Annotated in this window: 20 protein-coding genes; 10 read left to right on the forward strand and 10 right to left on the reverse strand. The window is 70.2% G+C overall.

The features are described 5' to 3' along the window. The first annotated feature begins 189 nt into the window (after positions 1–189). Both GA0070623_RS26000 and GA0070623_RS26005 read left to right on the forward strand, forming a co-directional pair. Positions 190–381: a hypothetical protein gene (locus GA0070623_RS26000; RefSeq protein WP_067305992.1), complete on the forward strand. Its 192-nt coding sequence runs from the start codon at positions 190–192 to the stop codon at positions 379–381. Then, a complete protein-coding gene (locus GA0070623_RS26005; RefSeq protein WP_067306041.1) occupies positions 378–947 on the forward strand; it encodes a DUF2637 domain-containing protein in 570 nt (189 codons plus the stop codon). The genes GA0070623_RS26000 and GA0070623_RS26005 overlap by 4 nt, the downstream gene beginning before the upstream one ends. Before the next feature lie 26 nt (positions 948–973). Here GA0070623_RS26005 and GA0070623_RS26010 read toward each other — a convergent pair whose 3' ends face one another. Continuing rightward, positions 974–1,327 carry a hypothetical protein gene (locus tag GA0070623_RS26010; RefSeq protein WP_067306043.1) on the reverse strand — a complete coding sequence of 118 codons (354 nt, stop codon included), beginning with the start codon at positions 1,325–1,327 and terminating at the stop codon, positions 974–976. 95 nt (positions 1,328–1,422) lie between these two features. On the opposite strand from GA0070623_RS26010, the gene GA0070623_RS26015 reads away from it, so the two are divergent. The 3 genes from GA0070623_RS26015 (at position 1,423) to GA0070623_RS26025 (ending at position 4,564) form a co-directional block, all read left to right on the forward strand. Then, positions 1,423–3,177, forward strand: a complete 1,755-nt coding sequence (locus GA0070623_RS26015; protein ID WP_067305995.1) for a replication initiator — start codon at positions 1,423–1,425, stop codon at positions 3,175–3,177. Next, positions 3,177–3,362 (forward strand): helix-turn-helix domain-containing protein, encoded by a 186-nt coding sequence (locus GA0070623_RS26020; protein WP_067306045.1) that lies wholly within the window; start codon positions 3,177–3,179, stop codon positions 3,360–3,362. Before GA0070623_RS26015 ends, GA0070623_RS26020 begins: the two co-directional genes overlap by 1 nt. Before the next feature lie 62 nt (positions 3,363–3,424). Next, positions 3,425–4,564: a tyrosine-type recombinase/integrase gene (locus GA0070623_RS26025; RefSeq protein WP_231932555.1), complete on the forward strand. Its 1,140-nt coding sequence runs from the start codon at positions 3,425–3,427 to the stop codon at positions 4,562–4,564. A gap of 59 nt (positions 4,565–4,623) precedes the next feature. On the opposite strand, the gene GA0070623_RS30160 is transcribed toward GA0070623_RS26025, so the two are convergent. Then, positions 4,624–5,088, reverse strand: coding sequence for a hypothetical protein (locus GA0070623_RS30160; RefSeq protein WP_157746995.1), 465 nt, complete (start codon positions 5,086–5,088; stop codon positions 4,624–4,626). A 740-nt stretch (positions 5,089–5,828) separates the two neighbouring features. On the opposite strand from GA0070623_RS30160, the gene GA0070623_RS30165 reads away from it, so the two are divergent. The 3 genes from GA0070623_RS30165 (at position 5,829) to GA0070623_RS26035 (ending at position 10,130) form a co-directional block, all read left to right on the forward strand. Continuing rightward, positions 5,829–6,221: a hypothetical protein gene (locus tag GA0070623_RS30165; RefSeq protein ID WP_157517503.1), complete on the forward strand. Its 393-nt coding sequence runs from the start codon at positions 5,829–5,831 to the stop codon at positions 6,219–6,221. A gap of 743 nt (positions 6,222–6,964) precedes the next feature. Beyond that, complete coding sequence (locus GA0070623_RS26030; RefSeq protein ID WP_067305999.1) at positions 6,965–9,094, forward strand: DUF1156 domain-containing protein; 2,130 nt, start codon at positions 6,965–6,967, stop codon at positions 9,092–9,094. Continuing rightward, positions 9,087–10,130, forward strand: coding sequence for a hypothetical protein (locus GA0070623_RS26035; RefSeq protein WP_067306002.1), 1,044 nt, complete (start codon positions 9,087–9,089; stop codon positions 10,128–10,130). Before GA0070623_RS26030 ends, GA0070623_RS26035 begins: the two co-directional genes overlap by 8 nt. Positions 10,131–10,200: 70 nt before the next feature. Here GA0070623_RS26035 and GA0070623_RS26040 read toward each other — a convergent pair whose 3' ends face one another. The 5 genes from GA0070623_RS26040 to GA0070623_RS30470 all read right to left on the reverse strand — a co-directional run bounded on the left by GA0070623_RS26040 (position 10,201) and on the right by GA0070623_RS30470 (position 15,806). After that, positions 10,201–11,067: a hypothetical protein gene (locus GA0070623_RS26040; RefSeq protein WP_067306005.1), complete on the reverse strand. Its 867-nt coding sequence runs from the start codon at positions 11,065–11,067 to the stop codon at positions 10,201–10,203. Positions 11,068–11,359: 292 nt separating this feature from the next. Further along, positions 11,360–11,965: a hypothetical protein gene (locus tag GA0070623_RS26045; RefSeq protein ID WP_067306008.1), complete on the reverse strand. Its 606-nt coding sequence runs from the start codon at positions 11,963–11,965 to the stop codon at positions 11,360–11,362. A gap of 1,263 nt (positions 11,966–13,228) precedes the next feature. Next, positions 13,229–13,717, reverse strand: a complete 489-nt coding sequence (locus tag GA0070623_RS26055) for a roadblock/LC7 domain-containing protein (protein ID WP_084261209.1) — start codon at positions 13,715–13,717, stop codon at positions 13,229–13,231. Then, on the reverse strand, positions 13,714–14,085 hold the full coding sequence (locus GA0070623_RS26060; RefSeq protein WP_067306011.1) for a hypothetical protein: 372 nt from the start codon (positions 14,083–14,085) through the stop codon (positions 13,714–13,716). The genes GA0070623_RS26055 and GA0070623_RS26060 overlap by 4 nt, the downstream gene beginning before the upstream one ends. Then, the gene (locus tag GA0070623_RS30470) at positions 14,061–15,806 is read right to left on the reverse strand and encodes a hypothetical protein (protein ID WP_172898465.1); all 1,746 of its coding nucleotides are present in this window, start codon (positions 15,804–15,806) and stop codon (positions 14,061–14,063) included. The genes GA0070623_RS26060 and GA0070623_RS30470 overlap by 25 nt, the downstream gene beginning before the upstream one ends. Positions 15,807–15,968: 162 nt before the next feature. On the opposite strand from GA0070623_RS30470, the gene GA0070623_RS26080 reads away from it, so the two are divergent. Together GA0070623_RS26080 and npdG are read left to right on the forward strand one after the other, a co-directional pair. Beyond that, positions 15,969–17,402 (forward strand): RNB domain-containing ribonuclease, encoded by a 1,434-nt coding sequence (locus tag GA0070623_RS26080; protein WP_067306017.1) that lies wholly within the window; start codon positions 15,969–15,971, stop codon positions 17,400–17,402. Positions 17,403–17,639: 237 nt separating this feature from the next. Beyond that, a complete protein-coding gene (gene npdG, locus GA0070623_RS26085) occupies positions 17,640–18,338 on the forward strand; it encodes an NADPH-dependent F420 reductase (protein ID WP_067306020.1) in 699 nt (232 codons plus the stop codon). Positions 18,339–18,502: 164 nt separating this feature from the next. Here the strand turns inward: npdG and GA0070623_RS30175 are convergent, their stop codons facing one another. The 3 genes from GA0070623_RS30175 to GA0070623_RS26105 form a co-directional block, all read right to left on the reverse strand. Beyond that, positions 18,503–19,018, reverse strand: a complete 516-nt coding sequence (locus tag GA0070623_RS30175; protein ID WP_157517506.1) for a hypothetical protein — start codon at positions 19,016–19,018, stop codon at positions 18,503–18,505. A 179-nt stretch (positions 19,019–19,197) separates the two neighbouring features. Continuing rightward, on the reverse strand, positions 19,198–20,043 hold the full coding sequence (gene panB / locus GA0070623_RS26100) for a 3-methyl-2-oxobutanoate hydroxymethyltransferase (RefSeq protein ID WP_067306027.1): 846 nt from the start codon (positions 20,041–20,043) through the stop codon (positions 19,198–19,200). 241 nt (positions 20,044–20,284) lie between these two features. Beyond that, a complete protein-coding gene (locus GA0070623_RS26105; RefSeq protein WP_067306031.1) occupies positions 20,285–22,045 on the reverse strand; it encodes an NAD+ synthase in 1,761 nt (586 codons plus the stop codon). Positions 22,046–22,060 lie beyond the last annotated feature (15 nt).

Below are 22,060 nucleotides of genomic sequence, written 5' to 3' on the forward strand. Positions count from 1 at the left end.
CCGCGTAGACCCCGACCGACCCGACCCGTACCCCGTCTATCTCGCGGTGGGTGCTGGCCGGCGGCGGATGTCCCTGACCCCCGATGAGGCGTGGGCGCTGTGGCGTTGCCTGTCCGAAGCCGTTGCCACCCTCGGCACCCCTCCCGACTACATCCGCACCGACATCCGACCGGCCCGGAGGTAACCGCCATGACCACCCTTGCCCGCGTCATCAACCGGCTCCGGCGTCCGCTGCGTATCCGGCTCGTCGGCCCGGCCGACCAGACCGCCGCCGCCCTGCACGGCCTCGCGCACATGGTCAACCGCCGCCCCGACATGGCCGACCGGCGCATCCGCATCGACCTCACCATCCGCGACAAGCCGATGCAGGAGTGGCGATGACCGCACGCACCGAATCCGCCGTACGCCTGGTGATCCTGCTCGCCATCGGCACCATGGCCGGCGCAGCCGCCTTCACCCACGTCCACGACCTGTCCGTCACCCACGGCCAACCCGACTGGATCGGCTGGGCCAACGCCGTCGCCGTCGAACTCATGGCCATCTACCTCGGCCTGGAACTGCGCGCCCGACGTCGCACGGGTCGGCCCGTCGGCCTGGTCGGCTCACTCCTGGTCGCGTTCGCACTGCTCTCCCTCGCCGCCCAGGTCGCCGAAGCCGAACCGTCGGTGTGGGGCTGGACCGTGGCGGCCGTGCCGTCCCTGGCGTTCCTCGCCCTGGTCAAGGTCGTCCTGTCCAACGCCCCCGCCGTGCCGCCGGCTCCCGAACCGGACCAACCCCCGGGCGACTGGTACGGAGTGCCTGAGCAGGCCACCACCGAACCCGAGCGCCCGGCTGACCCCGTGCCGCCGGCTGTCCCGGTTCCGGCTGCCATCTCTGCCCCGGCGGCGGTGCTGCCTCCGCGCGTTGTCCCCTCGAACCGGCCGCACGTCGTCGGGATCATCCGATGACCGCCACCCTCGCCGCCGGCCGGCGGCTACCGGAACTCGTGCACGACCTCGATCAACCCGACGATGTGCGCGTTGAACTCGCCCAGCTCCTCAGCCGGAACCCACAACTCCAGGATGGTCTTCCCGCCGGCCTGCTGGACCGGGTACCGGCGCAGAAACTCCGACTCCACCCGGAAGCGGGCGACGTAACCGACGCCGGACGCGGGCACGTTCCAGTCCCGGGCGATCATCACCGCGTAGTCCTCGTTCAGGACCGGGTAGAAGATCGGCTGATCAGGCAGACGCGGCGGCCACGCCCGCCATCCGGACTCGCGGACGAGATCCAACTCTTCCGGCCCGGTCGGACGCCACAGCACCGTCGTACCGTCATCGTCGCTCATGTCGACCTCGCCACTCGGGTTGCTGGTGAGCCCGGACAGTACCGGCGCACCCGCACCCGGAACCACCGCATTCCGCTCACGGCGGGGGTGGGCCGATGACCGCTCCGACCCTGCCGGCCCTCGAACCGGCCGCTCCGACCCCGGTTGCGCCTCCTCGGCCGGGGTCGCGGGCGGCCCGCATGGCGCTACCCCGCTCGGTCGACGTCCTCAAGGAGATCGCCGCCGAGTACGGCGTCTGCGTGCGCCCCCTCGCCATGCGCCGCACCGACCTCGACACCGGCCTGACCGAAGTCATCGACCTGCCCTGCGGGGCCACCCGGGAAGACAAGTGCGCCCCGTGCGCCAAGAAGAACCGCCGGCTGCGGCAGGCCCAGATCCGGGAGGGCTGGCACCGCGATGACGAGCCGTTGCCGCCGCCGGAACCGGCGACCGAGGAACAGAAGGCGCTGATCCTGCTGCGGGGGCATCTGGAGTTCTCCCGTGACGAGGCATCGCGGGCGTGCCAGTGGGACCAGGTCGAAGACCTCGACGACGCTATCCGCGAGGTGGAAGAGGCGATTGCGGCCGAAGGGCTCCGGGGTCGGGTCGCCCCGCCGCACGCGACCGGCGACGACGACCAGGGCGACGACGACACCGGCCCGCGTCGCAAGCGATCGACCCGACGGCGGCAGGATGCCCCGGAGCTGCCTCGGCGCAAGGTCGAGCGGCGCACGGTCGGCAGGACGTACACCGCTGCGGACGGCACCACCTACCGGCCGTCGATGTGGCTGACCCTCACCCTCGACTCCTACGGTCCGGTCCGGCCCGACGGCACCCCCGTCAACCCCGACCGGTACGACTACCGCCGTGCCGCCTGGGACGCCGTGCACTTCCCCCGCCTCCTGGATCGGTTCTGGCAGAACCTGCGCCGCTGTGAGGGCTGGAACGTCCAGTACGCCGGCTGCGTCGAGCCGCAACGTCGCCTTGCTCCTCACGCGCACTTCGCCATCCGGGGCACCATCCCCCGCGACACCCTGCGCACCGTGGCGGCGGCCACCTATCACCAGGTGTGGTGGCCGGCGGTCGACGTCCAGCAGTACACCGCCGACCGACCCCCGGTATGGGACGAGCAGGCGGCGGCGTGGGTCGATCCGGATAACCGCGAGCCGTTGACCACCTGGACGGAAGCCCTCGACGCCATCGACGACGACCCGCACGCGGAACCGGTGCACGTCGTCCGCTTCGGTACCCAGGTCGACGCGCGCGGCGTCATGCCCGGCACCACCGACGCCGAACGGACCATCCGGTACGTCACGAAGTACATCACCAAACACACCGGCGACGTGCACAAGGCCACCACCGACCGGCAACGCAAACACCTCGACCGGCTCTGGCGGGAACTGCGCATCACGCCCTGCACCGACCGATGCGCCAACTGGCTGCTCTACGGCATCCAACCGAAGAAGGCGAACGCCAAGCTCAAGCCGGGCCGGTGCAAGGGCAAGGTCCACCAGCGGGACACCCTCGGCATCGGCGGCCGGCGCATCCTCATCTCCCGCGACTGGTCCGGCAAGACGCTCAGCGACCACAAGCACGATGTCCGGGCCTGGGTGCGGTCGCTGCTCGGTGTCACGGTCGGCCTCGATGGGGTCGACGACCAGGGCGCCACCGTCGAACCGGTCCGGCACGCCTGGGAACTGGCCCGACCCGATGACCCTGACGTGCCGGCCATGGCTCATCGACTGCTGCGGTCGATCAGCGAGCGTGCCCGCTGGCGCTCCGAACTGCTCGCCGCCAAGGACCGCGCCGCGCAACTCCCCGACGACGGATCGACGACGGAAGCGGACGACACGACGGGGGAGGGGCTGTGATGACGGCGAACGAAGGGCTCTGGACGGTCCGAGACGTGTCGGCGTACCTCCGGGTACCGCAGGAAACGCTGTACCGCTGGCGCAAGGTCAAGTACGGTCCGCCGGCGGCCCGGGTCGGCCGACACCTGCGGTACGAACCGGAAGCAGTCCGGGCGTGGTTCCGTGAGCAGACGGCGGCGGCCTGATGGCACACGTAGAAGATCGCTGGTAAAACGTCGTCCGGCATCCTGGCGGCCGTACCGAGCGTGTGAAGTCCGACCGGTTCGGTAAGGGCCTGCGGTACCGCGTCCGCTACATCGGGCCGGATGGCCGGGAGCGTAGCCAGTCCTTCCCGGACCGGGCCAAGCGCGACGCTGAGGCGTTCCTTGTCTCGACGGAGACCGACAAGCTTCGGGGCTCCTACGTCGACCCGGTCGCCGGCCGGGTGACCTTCGCCGCGTACGCGGAGAGTTGGTTGCGTACGCGCTCCTTCGACGAGTCGACGCGGGAGAGTACGGAGTTCCGGGTTCGGAAGCACCTGCTGCCGTTCTTCGGCTCTCGGCAACTGGCGTCAATCAAGCCGGGTCACATCCGGGAGTGGGACGCGGCGATGGTCGGCAAGCTGGCTCCGGCAACCCGGGCGGTCGTCTTCGCGCATCTGCGGACCATCCTCGGCGCGGCGGTCGACGACGAGCGGATCGCCAAGAATCCGTGTTCGGCAAAGTCGGTCACCCCGCCGCGACCGGTGCAGCGTCGGGTGGTGCCGTGGCGGTACGAACAGGTTTCGGCAATCCGCGGTGGCCTCGCCCAGCGGTACCGCCCGATGGTCGACCTCGGCGCGGGCTGCGGGCTACGGCAGGGGGAGATCCTGGGGCTCGGTGTCGACGACATCGACCTTGACGCCGGGTGGGTGCACGTCTCGCGTCAGGTCAAGCTCGTCCGCTCCCGGCTCGTCTTCGGGCTGCCCAAGAACGACCGGGACCGTCGGGTGCCGTTGCCCGACTCCGTCGCCCAGGTGCTGCGCCAGCACCTCGACGACTTCGCCCCGGTGCCGCTCACCCTGCCGTGGGAGAACCCGGCCGACGACGAGCGGGTGACGGTGCCGCTGCTGTTCACCACTACCCGGCGGGGTGCGATCAACCGGCGCACCTTCGACAACAAGAGTTGGCGGCCGGCTGTCGTGGCGGCCGGCATCACGCCGACCCGGGCCACCGGGATGCACGCGCTACGCCACTTCTACGCCTCGTCACTGCTCGACGCGGGGGAGAGCATCAAGGCGCTCGCGTCGTACCTCGGCCACGCCGACCCCGGCTTCACCCTCCGCGTCTACACGCACCTGATGCCGGCCAGCGAGGAACGCACCCGCAACGCGATCGACGAACTGTTTGCCTCGGGGGATAAGCCCTGACGGCCCGGCGACGGCCCACAGCGGTTGTCGCCGGGCTCCGCCCCAGCTCAGCGGGCATTTCACCTTCGTAATCCGGCGTACAGGTCGACTCGTCCGTCGCCCACCAGCTCAGAGCCGTGATCATGGCTCTGAGCTGGTTCTATGTCCGGGCGTCGATGGTCGTTCTTGGTCAACATTGGCCGGCGTTTGACGCCCTGTGGACGCCCTGAGCGCTGGCTCAGCGGGGCGGTGTCCGGAAGTGCTATCGAGAGTCCTCCGGGGGCCTGCCGGGCGGGCGCGCTCTCGACGCGGGCGACGTCGGCTTCCGGGATCCTTGCTGCGAGTACCTCGACAAAGCCGGGGCTGGGAGATGGTGACCGTGAGGTCACCTCAACTTCGCGAAGCTCGTCGGGGGACGCCTCGACCAGCACGGTGAAGAGGTAGTGCCCGTTCTCCATCCGGAAGGCGTCCGCCCACAGATCGATGACGGAACCGCTGCGGAGTTCGATGCTCCAGTGGGCCGGCGGGCCGGCGGCGTATCGCACGGCGCGTCAGCGTACTGGCTGCGGCGGGCGGACGGTGTCCATCGACGGGCCGGTGGCAAGCCAGTCCCGGGGTTGGACTGGCGCGGCAGCCGGAAGCCCCGACACTCGTCCAGGCAGACCCGCCTGCTTCCGTCACGGCCTCGCTGGACCTGGCCCCTCTGGTGGTGGGCCACCGGCCGGGCTTGCCGCCCCGCACCTCGCGGAGCGGGGTGCCTTGATCCGGAACAGAGCAGATCGGTAACCACGCGGGTAATACAGGACGCTACTTCTGGGTCACCGTTCCGCTCATGCGAAATACCCTACGACCTGGTCGCCGCGAAGCCGGACCTGCCCTCTTTCCTTCATCTTCGCCCCGTAGTGCTCCGCGGACGCTGGCTCGTAGTAACCCGTCATTGGCTCCCTCTGCGATCTTGAACGTTCACCTACCAGGTGAACGTTGTGGTCCTGCCTCGGAATCCAGTTCGACTGGCCCTGGTGGCCAGGCAGCATAGAGCGTTGTCTAGTCACTGGCGCGATCAATCCGCAGCCCGCGAGATGTGATACGAGATGTTGTCAAGTTTTTGACAACTGTGCTGTCTGATTGCCCGTAGGTTGCGACTCACCTGCTATTGATGCAAGGGTCGGTAGGCGGCGGGCTGCCTATCTTGGCTTGGGCTACTGAGGTGGATCCAACTGTTGAAGGATGCCGCGAAGCTATTAAGGGGGTGATTCGACTGAGGGAAGTCATTACCACTGTTGTCATGGCACTTGGTACCGCAGCGCTCCAGCTTGTAATGAAAGGTCTGAGTCGAACCAATCATGCGGGCAAGAATCACGGCTTGAGTCTGGATGACGCCCTCTTCTGGTCCGATTGGGTGATTGCCGCGGCGCTTGCACTATCTGGGTCTATAGTCGTGTCGTCGAGTCAAGGCAAGCCGATTCCTCAACTGCAACTCTTCCTGTGCTTTGCTGCAATATTCTTCGGCTGTAGTGTCCTTCCCTTCTTCCTGAGGATATTCGCCTACGGGCCTGATGCCGAGATCAAGTCTTGGGGCTGGTGGGGGCTCGGATGGGTCCTGGTGGCCAATGCCTTCGGAGTGCTCGTCCTTTTGAGCGCAGTTTGGGCGGGGGTGGCGGTCTATGATCGGCAATAGTAGTGACTCCGACGGTCCTGAAGGTCACTCCCAGTCCGAGAAGGTGGCTGCCGCCGCAGGTGCGGCTGCAACTGTCGGCAGCGCAGTCGCTTCGATAGCCGTGGCGGCCGGAATGACTGCCATCCCTGCAATTGGTATCGCTCTTGCCGCCTCGGCCGTGATCACAAAATTGGTGGCGACGTACCTTCGCAAGAAGCGGGACAAGGGCTAGCTGGCCCAAGGTTGTGTGATAGAAAAACTTGCCTGGGATTCATGGAGGGCTTCGGTCGCCGCGCCTTGCGGCGGTCAGCAATCTGTCGAAAATGTCGACGTCCCTTATTCCTCTCCGCCAAAGCTGTTTGTGTAGCATGCGGAGGGAAAGTGGCAAGAGTGGCCTGCAGTGTCTATGGCTGTTTCCACCCCTGGTGAGAGGGCTGCCGTGATCGGCATCCCGCGTGCAGGTGGGCTCGTCCGTCGCCCACCAGCTCAGAGCCGTGACCAGGCTCTGGGTCCATGCTGTGTGCGCGGGCGTCGATGGTCGTCCCTGGGCAACGCTGGCCGGCGTCCGACGCCCGGGAGGCGGGATGCGCGGGTGGCGAGCCGGTCCCTGGTGGGGACCGAGGTGGCAGTCGGTAGCCCGGTGGCGCCTGGTAGCTGGCGAGTCACCACCTGCGTCGTCGCTGCTGTCGGATCGCCCGTGTAGCCTTCGGGCCTACGCCATGCCTGTGGCCTAGCCAGCCATGCCTGTACGGAAGAAGCGTCACTTGCCACGGAACGAGGCTCCCCTACGGCAGCCCTTCGCGCTCGAATCCCGGTTCGATGCGGCGTTCACCGCCCGCCTGGCGTTGCGCGAGAAGCAGGTTCAGCAAAGCTACCGGCCCATCATCAGCATCCACAAGTGGTTCGCCCGACGGCCCGGCACCCTTTTCCGGAACCTGCTGCTGAGCGAGTTCGGGGACGGGAAGGTGAGTGAGGAGTTCTGGCAGCCGCACAATATCGACGCGGTCATCGCCGACCCGTTCATGGGCGGCGGCACGACGATGTTCGAGGCCCTCAGGTTGGGTGCGGGTGTCGTTGGTCGGGACGTGAACCCGATGGCTTACTGGCTGGTGCGGCAGGGCATCGAAAAGATCGACCTCGACGAGTTCGCGGCGGTCGGGGAGAAGATCTGGCTCCAGTTGCTCGACGAGCTCGGTGAGCTGTACAAGACGCGGTGTGAACACTGCGACGGCGACGCAACCGTCAAGTACTTCCTCTGGGTCAAGACGTGCCGGTGCCCGCATTGTGCATCGGTTGTTTCGCTGTTCCCCGGCTACCGGATCGCCGAGGCCGTGCGGCATCCGCGCGAGGTGTACCACTGCCCGCGTTGCGATCGGTTGCGGGAGATGGGGGCCACGAAGGACCCGCGGTGCCCGGAGTGCGCCACCAGCCTGAAGGGGAACGCGAGTCGCGGCAAGGCCACCTGCCTGGATTGCCAGACGACCTTTGCCTTCGCCCCCCATCTGGCGACCCCTCCCGAGCACCGTCTCTTCGCTATCGAGTACCAGTGCGTCACCTGCTACCCGAACGTCAAGGGACGACAGTTCAAGACGCCGGACAGCGAGGACCACCAGCGGGTCGAGGCGGCGGGCCGCCGCCTGGGTGCCGGCGGCGGGGACATTCCTGACGACGCGATCCCCGAGGGGGACGAGACCAACCGGCTCCTCCGGTGGGGCTACCAGCGGTACCGGGCGATGTTCAACGACCGTCAGCTGGTCGGTCTGAGTACGCTTCTGCGGCTGATCCGTGAAGTCCCGGACCAGCGTCAACGCTACGCCCTGGCGACCGTCTTCAGCGACTTCCTGCGGTACCAGAACCTGCTGTGCCGCTACGACACCTACGCGCTGAAGTGTCAGGACATCTTCTCGGTCCATGGATTTCCGGTCGGGCTCATCGCGTGCGAAAACAACCTGCCGGGCACACCCCGGGTGGGATCCGGCTCGTTCATCCATTTCGTCGAGAAGTTCCGCAAGGCGAAGAGGTACGCCCAGCAGCCGTTCGAGATATCGCATGACGGCGGGCGGAAGCGGGTGCTCCCCATTCGCGGGGAGAGCGCCGAGGCGGCCCTGGTCGCCGGCCTGCCCCGGCGGGGGGAGGCCTGGCTGGACTGTGCTCCCTCCCAGGAGGTGCCGCTGGGTCGTCGCTCGCTCGACGGTGTCTTCACCGATCCGCCGTACTTCGACAATGTTCAGTACGCGGAGCTGATGGACTTCTGCTTCGTGTGGCTGCGCAAGTTGCTCAGCGATGACATCCCGGCGTTCAGGCGAGCATCGACCCGCACCGAACACGAGTTGACCGGGAACGACACCCTGAACCGGGGCCTCGTCGAGTTCACGACGGGCATCAGCGCGGTTTTCCAGCGCATGCGCGCCGGGCTCAAGGAAGGCGCTCCGCTGGTGTTCACCTACCATCACAACCAGCCGGCCGCCTACGCCCCGCTCGTCGTGGCGTTGCTCGACGCGGGCCTGACGTGTACCGCCACCCTGCCGGCACCGGCCGAGATGGCCGCCTCCCTGCACATCGCGGGCACCGGGTCGTCGATCCTCGACTCGATCTTCGTTTGCAGGTCCGCGGGGTTCGTCGCCGACAACGCCGCCTTCCTGCCCGACCGCACCGAGGATCTGGGCGCCGCGGTCGACCGGGACGTGGCGGCGATGCTGGCGGCGGACTACGCGTGCACCCGGGGCGACGTGGCGTGCCTGCAGGCCGGCCACATCGCGGGTCAGACCGTGCGGGACCTCGTCGACGACTGGGACCTGTCCGTCCCCGTCCCGGATCGGATCGCCATTGTCACCGCTCACATGGCCAGCCTTGCGGTGAGCACGGGAAGCAGGTCACAACCACCCCATGACTGACGTCCGCCCCTACCAACTCTCGGACGCCCAGCTGCTGGAGCACCTGGACGCCATGGTATCGGTCACCTTCGCTGACCTCACCAGCCAGTTCATGTTGCTGCCGCGCGGTTCCGCCTTCGTCGCCTATGAGGAGTTCCTGGCCGGCTATGAGGCGGTCCGGCAGGCGACCGGCGGCTTCGCCGGCGTCAGCGTCGACCGGTTGTGGAACGCGCTCCGCAGGAATGCCCTGGCCCTGGTGGCGATTCGCTGCATTCTTGGCATCTCCCCGCCGGAATGGGAAGATCTGACGTTCGAAGAGACCGGCGTACGGCTGCCCAGCAACTGGGCGCGGGGGCTCGACGGCAGAGTCAAGCGGAACCACGCGTTCTTCACCTCCTCCACCGGCATGACGGCGCTCACCGTCGAGCGGACCACGCTCCTTCTGCAGAGTGCCTGTAGCGCCCTGTCGAGCGGGGCGGAGGAGACGCCCGCAGGTTTGATCCACCGCCTGGACAAGATCGACACCAGGGAAGGCCTGGAGAGCGTTCGTTACGTCGCGCAGCAGCACGTTCCGTACGCTGTCCTGTTGTACGAGCGTTACCTGGGCCGTCCGTTCGCCAGCCATCGCGATTCCGTGTCGGAACTCGTGGGCGACGTGATGGAAAGCGCCATCGAGGAGCAGTTGACCTCCCAACGCATCCCGTTCAGAAAGACCAGGCGAGCCGAACGGGTACCGGGCTTCGACCAGGCTCCGGACTTCTTCGTTCCCGACGAACTGGCGCCGTCGGTCATCATCGAGGCCAAGATCACCGGCGACGACGGAACGGCGCGGGACAAGGTCTCGCGGATTCTGCGCCTCGCCAGCATGAGAGACCAGCGGATCGCCGACGGTCGCCGTGGGTTCCAGGTCGTGGCCTGCATCGACGGTCGCGGCTTCGGCGTCCGCCGCCAGGACCTGAAGGACCTGCTCACCGCGACGCGTGGCAAGGTCTTCACGGCCAGCAGCCTGGGTGATCTGGTACGCAACACGGATCTTCACACCTTCAGGCCCGGCTGACCCGGGTGCGGTGGCTGGGTGGCACGTGCTGCCGGCTGATCCGTTGCGACGTCCGGTCGGCGAGAGGTCGTCAGTAGCCGGTGGAGGGTGACCGGCTGGCGGGGTCTGACGGCTGGCCCGGCGAGGGCGGCGCCGTAGGCTCCTGCGGATCCTGGTTTTTCCCGCCCTGCCGGGTGGGACACGCCGGTAGCGGCTCCAGTTGACCCAGCTTCGCGCGAATCGGCACGGTGCTGTACAGGATATCTATGACCTTTCCGTACCCGGTCGGCTCGACTCTGCAGAGCCTCCTCTCGCGGACGTCGTCCTGATCGATGATCTCGGGCTGGAAATTCTCGTACATGACGGTGAGATGGTGGTCCCCTGACTCCAGCACGTAGACCGTGACCCCGTCCGGGTGGCTCCTGGTCCTGATCTCCTCGTGCGTCAGCCACATCGGCTGCTGGGTCAGGATCAGCATGAGGGGCAGTCCCGCATAGGCGATCATCTCCGCGTACGCGGGACGGCCTCCCGCCGTGTCGGGCAGCCTCCTCGACGAGGCGGGCCGTGGTCTGACGATCATTCCGGCGGTGGCGATCGAAAGAACGTAGACCAGTGGCAGGGACGCGGAGAGCAGCGTGTAGGCGGTGAGCCAGGCCGCTCCCTTGATCCGACGCATCCGGCCGGGGCTCGACTCCATGATGCGCTTGAAGACCAGGATAAAGAGCGCCGCCAGCAGGAACGGTGCGAAGTAGAACAGGGTGGAGATCACCGCTGCCGGAATGTTCAGGGTGCGCAGCACCAGCATCGTCGTGTCACGATCACCTCTGCTCACCTGGTAGACGCTCCAGATCGCGGCGACCACGGGAATGGAGGCGGCCACCAGCCCGGACGCCAGGGAGGATCGGGCTTCGGCGCTCCACCACGTGGTCGCGCCGCCGGTGCCGTCGGTTGCGGTCACCCGGGTGGAGCCCGCAGGCCTGTGCCGACTTCGTCGCCCCATGCCTCCAGGGTAATCTCACTGATCGGGGTTGTTCGATAGCTCTGCGTGGTGGGTCGCGGGAGTGAGGGGATGGTCCTGCGCCCGCCATACGAGGGCTGCCGCCTCTCCTGCCCGGCCGGCAGGACAGCTCTCCCGGTGGTCCTCCACGGACGACCACCGGGAAGCGGCAGGGCACCGAAGCCGAGCCTGAGCTGTCCGGGCGTCGACGTCGTCCGTGGTCGACGTCGACACCCGACGAGCCCGCGTCAGGTCACACCGTGCAGTCGTGTGGCCCGTCGGTGGTGAGGAGCGCCAGCGAACACACCTTCAGCAGGGGGTAGTGCGGCCCCATGACCGTCGCGGCGGTCTCGGCCGAACTGTCCACCGGCACGTTCTGGGTGGCGTGGGGGAAACCGGCCACCGGCATCAGGTTCCGCAGCAGGACCATGTGCGGGGCCGCCGGGTAGGAGACGGAGAACGGCAGGAAGGTGGCCCCCTCGATCCCCTCGATCGCCGTCCGCTGCTGTTCCCGCCCGAGCACGTACGTGTAGTAGCCGTGCCGGTCTAGGCGGGTGTCGTCGTCGTAGCGGCAGCCGAGGCTCGCCGGTGCGTCGGTGAACCGGTTGATCACGACGGGTTTGACCTGGCCGCCCAGGTTGGTGCACATCGAGAAGTACCGCAGGTCCGTGTGGCGGCGCGGCCAGACGCCGGGATGGTTGCCGGAGACGGTACGGGGCGCCCGGCCCCGGATCACCATGACCTGGTCCGCTGCCGGCGGGTTCACCCAGGTGCCGAGGTACGCGTTGTCCGGGTTCGGCGCGAGGTTCTCCACCTCGGACGTCCGGGTGAAGAGCTTCTGGCCGGTCTCCTCCGGCAACCCCGGTCCACCGGGATGCCCAGGCCCGCCGGGTCCGCCCGGTCCGCCGGGTCCGCCCGGTCCGCCCGGTCCGCCCGGTCCGCCCGGTCCGCCCGGTCCGCCGGGATGCCCAGGCCCTCCTGGCCCGCCCGGTCCGCCGGGATGCCCCGGTCCGTCACCGGGTCCACCCGGTCCACCCGGTCCGCCTGGTCCGCCGGGATGTCCCGGCCCTCCCGGCCCGCCGGGATGTCCCGGTCCACCGGGTCCAGGTCCGCTCGGGTGTCCGGGGCCGCCAGTCGGGTGTCCGGGGCCGCCAGGATGTCCGGGGCCGCCGGGCTCGACGTCGGCGGACCTCTCCGTCTCCCGGGCGGGGGTCGGTGCCGGGGTGGTGGGGGTGCTTCCGCCCGACGTGCAGGGGGGCAGGGTCTGTGACACTCCGTCGAGGGTGAGGGTGACGGTGGGCAGCACCACCGTCGAATCACCACCGGCCGGTAGGTAGACCCGGAAGATGACCGACGCCTTCGCGCCGGGCAGGGCGTCCTCCCGGGCCAGTGGCAGACGGTTGGTCTGTCCCGACGCCACCTCCGGGCTGATGGTGAGGGTGAACCGGCCACCCGGCGCGGCGGGGGACTTCCACGGGTTCAGGCTGCCCGGATCCGGTGTGATCAGGTAGTCGGGCATGCTGGAGCTGACGCCATTACGCGTAAAGTAGGTGGGCTTGTCGTCGTACACGTTGAAAGAGGCGTATCGCGCGTCGGGGAAGACCCCGGAGATGGTGATTTCCAGACCCGGCGTGACCGGGTAGATGGTCGACCAGTAGGTGGCGGCGGTGTCCGGCCAGTAGGCGTTCAGGCTCGTCGCCCCGTACTTCGACGACCAGGCGCAGGTCGGCATGGTGGTGCCGGCGGCGGTACGCTCGGCCTCGGCCGGTGCGGCTGCCAGGGGAATGCTCAGGGCGATCAGCCCTGACAGGAGGAGAAGCGGCCGACGTGTGGCTCGCGTCGATGATGCGAGTACAGAGAGTGGCATCCGTCGACTTGATCAGAAATATGTGTCGACGCAGTTACTGAAGCGGTCAATTATCGTTGCTGTGTCGCGCGTTTTCGACCTGACTGTGATTACTGTTTGGAGGCGGTGGTGATTTTATCGGAAAAGCCAGGTCGAGGATATCTGGTCGGGTGGTGCGGCAGAGTGTGGACAAGTGCGGGATTCGCCCGTTAAAGAATGTCTGCGGCCGGGCGGCCGGGGCCACGACGTGGTCCGTCGCCGCCCCCGCCGTCCGGGTCAGGCGTCCGTCGGTACGCGGGTCAGCAGCACCGCGAGGCGGCTGGCCACTCCCGGGGCGTGCAGGTGCAACCGGGCGACGTTGACGGCGTCCGTGCCGACGACGGCGAGCAGGGCCTGCTCGCTGACCGCGTAGACGCTCAGGTAGCCCTCCTGGTTGCGTACCGTGGACTGCTGGAACTCGCCCTGGCCCAGTCGCATCCCGACCTGCCGGCCGAGTCCGAAGGTGGTCGCGGCGAGTGCGGCCAGGTCGTTCGGGTCCACCTCGTTCTGGAGGTTGTGCGTGATGAGCAGGCCGTCGACGCCGCCCAACACGCAGCCGTGCACCCCCGGAATCTGATGCCGTAGTTCCGCCAGCTCCCGACTGATCGCCGGGTACGGCAACGAGCTGTCCCCGGCGAGCGACGGCGGGAGTGGCCGGGCGGCCGGCAGCTTGGCGCGGCGTGCGGAGCGGCGGGGCAGGGCGGTCTCGGTCTTGTCGGCGCTCACAGTTCCAGGCTCTCCTCGATGGTGCGCAGCTGGTGCCGGGCCATGGCCAGGTTGGCCCGGCTCTTGCTCACCATCAGATAGAGGAAGAGACCCTTGCCGGTACGCCCGGTCAACGGTCGGATCAGGTGGTACTGGCTGCCGAGCGTGATCAGGATGTCCTCGATCTCGTCCTCGATCTTGAGCATCTCCAGGGTACGCATCTTGGCACGGACGACGTCGGTGTTGCCGGCGGCGGCGACGGTCAGGTCGATCTCGCCGGTGCCGCCGGCCACGCCGAGGGTCATGCCACTGCTGTAGTCGACGAGCGCCACCCCGATCGCTCCATCGATGCTCATCGCGTTTTTCAGGGCGACGTCCAGGCTAGCCACGGTGGTGTTCTCCCGGTTCGACAGGGCGGCGCCGCCGTTGGCCCCTTCGTCTTTCTGCCCACGTGGTGGGCGGGGGTGGCGCCGCAAGAGGTTTGACGAGGCTCGCACACACCTCGATCCGCTCGCATCCGGGGTCGCCGCATCGGCCTGTCCGGCCGAGCACTGTCGGCCGGCTGTCCGGTCAAGAGGGGCAGGCCGAAGGATGGTTCGTCCCGCGGCGGCCTGTTACCAGGTGTCCACGCCGCGCGACATCGGCGGAGGCCCCTGATCCGACGGCGGTCGAGCTGCGGGGCCGGCGGCGTCGGGGGTCGCGGGCTGCCGTCCGGCTGCTTCTCGGGCAGGTCGGGGCCGGTTTCGCGGTTCTGCCCCCGGGGAGTCCGAGCACGTCTACTGTGGAAGTGGTCGTGACCGATTGCGGCGATCCGGTGGCGGTCGGGCTGCGCCCGGTGCACAGTGATCTCATGAACGACAGCGGAAGTGGTGGGCACTACTACTGGTGCACCCGACACCACCGGGTCGAGACCGATGCCGACGTGTGCCCTGCCAAGCACGTTCTCGGACCGTATCCCTCGGCAACCGACGCGCAGAACGCCCTGCAGAAGGTGCAGGAGCGCAACGAGGCGTGGGAGGCCGAAGACGCCCGCTGGGCCGGGGAGGGCAACTGAACGGCGCGGGACGGCCCGCGTCGAGGACTCCGTGCCTCCGTGGGGAGGCACGCGGGAGCATGTCCCCAAGGAGGGAACCGAGATGGCCGAAGCAACAGAGGCCACCACCCGCCCGGCCGTGACGAGGACCGCCGCGGCGGAGCGGACCGCTGGCGCGACCCGGAGTACCGCGGCCCGACGTTCCAGCACCACCACGGCTGCGGCCCGCAGAGTGTCGGCTGGCCGGGCGACGGCGAGCGCCGCCGGCGCCGGCTCCGGCCGGACCCCGGCCGCCGGCACGACCACCGCCCGGAGGGCGGCGGCCGGTAGGGCCGGCGGGGCGAAGAAGGCCCCGGCCACCAGGAGTCCCGCCAAGAAGGCCCCCGCCTCGACGTCGGCGGCGAAGAAGGCCCCGGCCGCCAGGAGCACGGCGACGACGGCAGCCGCGTCGACGTCGACCGCGAGGAAGGCCCCGGCGAAGAAGGCCGTCGGCAAGACCACCGTCGCCGCCCGGAAGACCGCCGCAGCGGCGAGGAAGACCGCGGCGACCGCCCGGAGCACGGCGGCCAAGAAGACCACGGCGGCCAAGAAGACCACGGCGGCGAAGAGGACCACGGCGGCGAAGAGGACCACGGCGGCGGCGAGGAAGACCGCGGCGACCGCCCGCACCGCCGCGAAGAAGTCCACGCCCGCGAGGACCACGCCCGCGAGGACCACGCCCGCGAAGAGCGCGGCGGCGAAGAAGGCCACGACGGCGGCGAAGACCATGCCCGCCAGGAAGACCACGGCAGCCAGGAAGACCACGACGGCCAAGACCACGGCGGCCGGGAAGACGACGGCGGCCAAGAAGACCACGGCAGCCAAGAAGACCACGGCGGGCGGGAAGGCCGTGCCCGCCAGGAAGACCGCCACGGTCAGGAAGGCACCGGCCAAGAAGGCGCCGGCCCGGAAGTCGACCGCGAAGACGGCGCCCGCGTCGAAGTCGACCGCGAAGACGGCCCCGGCCAGGAAGACGAGCGCGACGACCACCCGCAAGGCGGCGGCGAAGAAGACGGTCGCCACGAAGACGGTCGCCACGAAGGCCAGCGCCCGCAAGGCCCCCGCCCGGACCGCGGCGGCGCGGGCCGGCGCACCGGCCGGTGCCCGGTCCCGGGCAGGTAAGGCCACCGGCTGACCGTACGGAGACCACCGGCCGCCCGCCGGAGAGCGGATCACGCGGCACGCTGCCAGGATTGACCCGTGGTCATCCGACGTGTGCTCGCGCCCCGCATCGACTTCGGCGCGCTGCGCCGCGAGCTGGGACTGCCTGACGGCTTCCCGGCTGCGGCGCAGCGCGAGGCGGACGAGGCGGCGCACGCCCCGCTGCCCGCCGCGGCCGACCGTACCGACATCCCGTTCGTCACGGTCGACCCGGCCGCCTCCCGCGACCTGGACCAGGCGATGCACCTCGGCCGCCGCCCCGGTGGCGGCTACCGGGTGCGGTACGCCATCGCCGACGTCGCCACCCACGTGCGTCCCGACGGCCCACTGGAGGAGGAGACCTGGCGGCGCGGCCAGACGGTCTACCTGCCCGACGGGAACGTGCCGCTGCATCCGCACACGCTCAGCGAGGGGGCCGCCAGTCTGCTGCCCGACGTCGACCGGGCGGCAGTGCTCTGGACCATCGACCTCGACGCCGACGGGGCCACCGTCGCCGTGGAATTGGAACGCGCCCTGGTGCGTAGCCGCGCCAAACTGGACTACGCCGGGGTGCAGGTGGCCGCCGACACCGACCGGCTGCCTGAGCCGATCGCGCTGCTGCCCGAGATCGGTGCCCTGCTCACCGCTCGTGGCCTGCGCCGGGGGGCGATCAACCTGCCGCTGCCCGAGCAGGACGTCGAGCCCGACGGGGACGGCTGGCGGCTGGTGCTGCGCGGCCCCGGCCCGATGGAGGACCACAACGCCCAGATCTCCCTGCTCACCGGGATGGCGGCGGCGGACATCATGCTCGCCGGCCGGATCGGTCTGCTGCGTACCATGCCGCCGCCGAAACCGGAGGCGGTGGCCCGGCTGCGGGCGGCGGCGGCCCCGCTGGGCGTGCACTGGCCGGACGGGGTACGGGTCGGCGAGGTGCTGGCCGGGTTGGACGCCTCGCAGCCCCGGGCCGCCGCCTTCGTCGACCAGGCGGCCGAGCTGATGCGCGGTGCCGCGTACACGGCGTTCGACGGGGAACTGCCCGGACAGCCGGAACACGGCGGGGTCGCCGCCGCGTACGCGCACGTCACCGCCCCGCTGCGCCGGCTGGCCGACCGGTACGCCACCGAGGTCTGCCTGGCCCTGCACGAGGACCGCCCGGTACCGCAGTGGGCACGTGCGGCGCTGCCCCGGCTGCCGGAGGTGATGGCCTCGACCGACCGTACGGCGGGCACCGCCACCCGGGGGGCGATCGAGCTGGCCGAGGCGGTGCTGCTGGAGCACCGGGTGGGGGAGACGTTCTCGGCGGCGGTGCTGGACGTGGACGCGCCCCCGAACGGCCAGTCGAAGCCCGGCCGGATCCCCGGCGGGACGGTGGCGCTGGACGATCCCCCGGTACGCGCCCGCTGCACCGGGGAGCTGCCCCTGGGCGAACGGGTCACCGTCCGTCTGGTCACCGCCGACCCGGTCGAACGCAAGGTCCTCTTCGAGCGCTCCTGAACACCCCCGGCGACGTTCCCGGCCCGGTGCGTCCGATGGTCGTTGGCGGCCGGTGGTCGGGGGCCGACGGTCGCGGGCGGCCGATGGCTGGTGCGGCCGGCTGGTGGGGGCGGCGACGGTCTGAGGGCGGCCGACGGTCGCGGGTGGCCGGCCGTTGCGGGTGGCCGTTGGTCGGGGCGGCCAGCGTCACAGCGCCTTGCGCCGGTGGTGGCGCGGGCGGTTTGCGAGGATGGCGTCATGGCATACGACGCGAGCACCCTCCCCGACGTGTCCGGGCTGACCGTCGGCATCATCGGTGGCACCGGCGACCAGGGGCGGGGGCTGGCCTACCGGTTCGCCCGCGCCGGCCAGCAGGTGCTGATCGGATCCCGTTCCGCCGATCGGGCCGCCGAGGCGGCGGCGGAGATCGCCGCGTTGCCCGGGCTGCCCGCCGGGGTCGACGTGACCGGTGCCGGCAACGACGAGGTGGCCCGCCGCAGCGACGTGGTGGTCGTCGCGGTGCCGTGGGACGGGCACGCGGCCACCGTCGCCGCGCTGGCCGGACCGCTGGCCGGCAAAATCGTGGTCGATTGCGTCAATCCGCTCGGCTTCGACAAGCAGGGTCCGTACGCCCTGCCGGTCGCCGAGGGCAGCGCCGTGCAGCAGGCGGCGGCCCTGCTGCCGGACTCCCGGGTCTGTGCGGCGTTCAACCACGTCAGCGCACCGTTGCTGGCCGACCCGGAGGTCGACCGGATCGACCTCGACGTGCTGATCTGCACCGAGGAACGGGAACTGGTCGACGTCGTCGGCGCGCTGGCCGCCCGGATCCCCGGCATGCGCGGCATCTACGCCGGGCGGTTGCGCAATGCCCACCAGATCGAGGCGTTCACCGCCAACCTGATCGCCATCAACAAGCGCTACAAGGCGCACGCCGGCATCCGGGTCACCGACCTCTGATCCGCCGCCCGCCCCACCCGCGCGCCCTGTTACCGAGATCTTGGAGGGAAAGTGCCCCCAGGGGGGCCGAATACCGCCAAGATCTCGGCGTACAGCGCCGCACCCCAGCTCGTGGGGGCGGCGGAGGCGGGTGGGGTGGCGTGGGCGTGGTGGAGGGCGGGCGGTCAGAAGTTGATGTCGACGCCGGCCTTCTTGCAGGCGGTGTTCGCCATCGCGCTGGTCTTCTGGAACTCCGGACGGTCGGCGGCGGCTTCCATGTCCGGGGCGGTCGCCACCCTGCCGGCGGCGACGCCGAACGCGGCCAGCGCGGTGGCCACCTCGCTGGCAGGGCTGCCGGCGGTGGCCTTGGCCAGTCCGGTCGCCATCTCCGTGTAGGCCTTCTTCAGCGCCGGATTCGGGTCGCCACCCGACGTGGCGGCCTTCACGACCTCGGCCTTCGTCTCGTCGGCGATCTTCTTCGCCGCCGTGCAGAGCTTCTTGTCGGCGGTCGGGTCGGCCGCCGCGGTCGGGTCGGCGGCGGTGGGATCCCCGGCTGCCGTGGAAGAGGAGGCGGACGGCGCGGCAGTGGTGGCGGAGGCCGACGGTGCCGCCGTCGTCGGCGTCTCCTCTCCGCTGCACGCCGCGAGGGCGAACACGAAGACACAGGTCAGGGCGACAGTTGACAAGCGGGCAGGCTTCACGGGCGGAACCCTAGCGGCTTTCACCGGCCCGTGGTCGCCCGTCCCGCCCTGCGGCACCCCCACCCGTCGGAACGCCGCCGCCCTGCGGGGATGGTGGACACGACAGGAGCGGTGGACGTGACGGGGACGGTGGACAGCGGTGGCCGCCAACGCCACCGCCGCCACCGCCCCCGGCACGCTCAGAACGTGTGCTCGGCGGCCGGGAAGTCGCCGCCGCGTACCTCGTTGGCGAAGCGGCGGGTGGCCTCGGTCAGCGCCCCGGCCAGGTCGGCGTAGCGCTTGACGAACCGGGGGGCCTTCCCGGTGCGTAGCCCGGCCATGTCCTGCCAGACCAGCACCTGGGCGTCGGTGTCCGGGCCGGCGCCGATGCCGACGGTGGGAATCGCCAGTTCGGCGGTGACCCGCTTGGCGACGTCGCCCGGCACCATCTCCAGTACCACCGCGAACGCGCCCGCCCCGGCCACCGCCCGCGCGTCGGCCAGCACCTCGTCGGCGGCGTCGCCGCGCCCCTGCACCCGGTAGCCGCCCAGGGTGTGTTCGCTCTGCGGGGTGAACCCGATGTGCGCCATCACCGGGATGCCCGCGCCGGTGATGGCCGCGATCTGCTCGGCGCAGCGCCGGCCACCCTCCAGCTTCACCGCGTGGCAGCCACCCTCCTTCATGAACCGCACCGCCGTGCGCAGCGCCTGCGTCGGCCCCTCCTCGTACGAGCCGAACGGCAGGTCGCCGACGACCAGGCTCTGCCGGGTCGCCCGGACCACGGCGCGGACCAGCGGCAACAGCTCGTCGACGGTCACCGGCAGGGTGGTCTCGTAGCCGAACACGTTGTTCGCCGCCGAGTCGCCGACCAGCAGCGCGGGGATCCCCGCCTGGTCGAAGATCGCGGCGGTGTACTGGTCGTACGAGGTGAGCATCGCCCACCGGTCGCCGCGCTCCTTGGCGGCGATCAGGTCGCGGGTGCGGACCCGGCGGGTGGCCGGCCCGCCGTACAGGGCGGTCACCTCGGTCGGGGTGGACTCCACCATGACTGTCTCCTTTCCTCGAGGCCGCTGTCGCGGTCCCCGGGCTCTGCCGCGATCGTCGCACCGCGCGACCGGTCGACGGCAGGGAACAGTGCAGGATTTCACTCCGCCGGGGTGAAGCCGACCGCCCGCGCCGCAGCACCGCAGCGCCGCCGGAGGGCCGACCGCCGGGACGCCGACCTGCCGGGACGCCGACCGGTGCGGAGCCGGCCGGAGTGGGCGGTGGACCGGCCGGCCGCGGTGCTCAGCCGTCCTCGCGCCAGCGGTTGGTGATCGGCAGGCGACGGTCCCGGCCGAACGCCTTCATCGAGATCTTCGTGCCGGGCGCGGACTGCCGGCGCTTGTACTCGGCGGTGTCCACCAGCCGCAGCACCCGGTCGACCACCGCCGGGTCGTGGCCGGACTCGACCAGCCCGGCCCGGCCCAGGTCGCCGTCGACGTAGCCGATCAGAATCGGATCCAGCACGTCGTACTCGGGCAGGCTGTCGCTGTCGAGCTGGCCCGGGCTCAGCTCGGCCGACGGCGGCTTGCCGATGGAGTTCTCCGGGATCGGCGGGGTCTCGCCGCGGCGGGCCGCGTCGGCGTTGCGCCACTTCGCCAGCCGCCAGACCAGCGTCTTCCAGACGTCCTTGACCGGGTTGAACCCGCCGACCGAGTCGCCGTAGAGGGTCGAGTAGCCGACCGCCAGCTCGCTCTTGTTGCCGGTGGTGAGGACCAGGTGGCCCTCCTGGTTGGACAGTGCCATCAGGATGACCCCGCGGACCCGGGCCTGGAGGTTCTCCACCGCCACCCCGGACAGCGAGATGTTGGCCAGGAAGGTGTCCACCATCGGCTGGATCGGCTCGACCCGGTAGTCCAGGCCGGTCCGCTTGGCGAGATCCTCCGCGTCGGCCCGGGAGTGCTCCGAGGAGTGCTGGCTGGGCAGCGAGACGCCGACCACCCGCTGCGGCCCGAGCGCGTCGACGGCGAGCGCGGCCACCACCGCCGAGTCGATGCCGCCGGACAGGCCCAGCACCACCGAGGGGAAGCGGTTCTTGTTGACGTAGTCGCGCAGGCCCAGCACCAGCGCCTGCCACACCTCGGCCTCGTCGGCGATCGGCGCCAGCAGGCCGCCGTCGGCGGCCGGTCCGGTCGGGGCCGGCGGGACCACCTCGACGGTACGGCGTACCACCCGCATCCCGTCGGCGAGGTCCCCGGCGTCGGCGGCGTGCGGACCCGCCCCGGCCAGCTCCACGTCGTGCACGAGCAGGTGCTCGACGAACTGCGGCGCGCGGGTGAGCAGGTCCCCGTCGGCGCTGACGATCATCGAGTCGCCCTCGAAGACCAGCTCGTCCTGGCCGCCGACCATGTTGACGTACGCGATCGGGGCACCGGCCTCGACGGCCCGGCGACGCACCAGCGGCAGCCGGACGTCGTCCTTGTTCAGCTCGTACGGCGAGCCGTTGATGTTGACCACCAGGCCGACGCCGGCCTGCCGGGCCACCGCGAACGGGCCGCCGGCCTGCCACAGGTCCTCGCAGATGGTCAGCGCCACGTCCACCCCGGCGACCCGGACCACGGTCAGGGTGTCGCCGGGCACGAAGTAGCGGTCCTCGTCGAACACCCCGTAGTTGGGCAGGTGGTGCTTGAAGTAGCGGGCCACCACCTCGCCCCGGTGCAGCAGCGCGGCGGCGTTGCGCGCCCCTCGACCGGGCTGCGCGTCCCCGCTGACCTGGGGTGGGCCGTCGGCGTCCAGGTATCCGACCACGACCGGCAGGTCACCGAGGCCGTCGGTGGCCAGGTCGGCGGCGAGCCGGTGCAGCGCGGCCTGCGAGGCGGCGACGAAGGAACGGCGGAAGACCAGGTCCTCGACCGGGTAGCCGGTGAGCACCATCTCCGGGAAGGCGACGAGCTGGGCGCCGGCGTCGGCGGCCCGACGGGTCCAGGCGCGGATCAGCTCGGCGTTGCCGGCCGTGTCGCCGACGGTCGGGTTGACCTGGCACAGGGCCAGACGCAGGGTGGTCATGTACTCATCTTGCCC

The organism is Micromonospora rifamycinica (assembly GCF_900090265.1).
Lineage (GTDB): Bacteria > Actinomycetota > Actinomycetes > Mycobacteriales > Micromonosporaceae > Micromonospora > Micromonospora rifamycinica.

Bases quoted from the DNA above. Each gene is read 5' to 3' on its own strand.
- GA0070623_RS26000 (WP_067305992.1), top strand. From the start codon at position 190: ATGACCACCCTTGCCCGCGTCATCAACCGGCTCCGGCGTCCGCTGCGT.
- GA0070623_RS26005 (WP_067306041.1), top strand. From the start codon at position 378: ATGACCGCACGCACCGAATCCGCCGTACGCCTGGTGATCCTGCTCGCC.
- GA0070623_RS26010 (WP_067306043.1), bottom strand. From the start codon at position 1,327: ATGAGCGACGATGACGGTACGACGGTGCTGTGGCGTCCGACCGGGCCG.
- GA0070623_RS26015 (WP_067305995.1), top strand. From the start codon at position 1,423: ATGACCGCTCCGACCCTGCCGGCCCTCGAACCGGCCGCTCCGACCCCG.
- GA0070623_RS26020 (WP_067306045.1), top strand. From the start codon at position 3,177: ATGACGGCGAACGAAGGGCTCTGGACGGTCCGAGACGTGTCGGCGTAC.
- GA0070623_RS30165 (WP_157517503.1), top strand. From the start codon at position 5,829: ATGGCACTTGGTACCGCAGCGCTCCAGCTTGTAATGAAAGGTCTGAGT.
- GA0070623_RS26035 (WP_067306002.1), top strand. From the start codon at position 9,087: ATGACTGACGTCCGCCCCTACCAACTCTCGGACGCCCAGCTGCTGGAG.
- npdG (WP_067306020.1), top strand. From the start codon at position 17,640: ATGGCATACGACGCGAGCACCCTCCCCGACGTGTCCGGGCTGACCGTC.
- panB (WP_067306027.1), bottom strand. From the start codon at position 20,043: ATGGTGGAGTCCACCCCGACCGAGGTGACCGCCCTGTACGGCGGGCCG.
- GA0070623_RS26105 (WP_067306031.1), bottom strand. From the start codon at position 22,045: ATGACCACCCTGCGTCTGGCCCTGTGCCAGGTCAACCCGACCGTCGGC.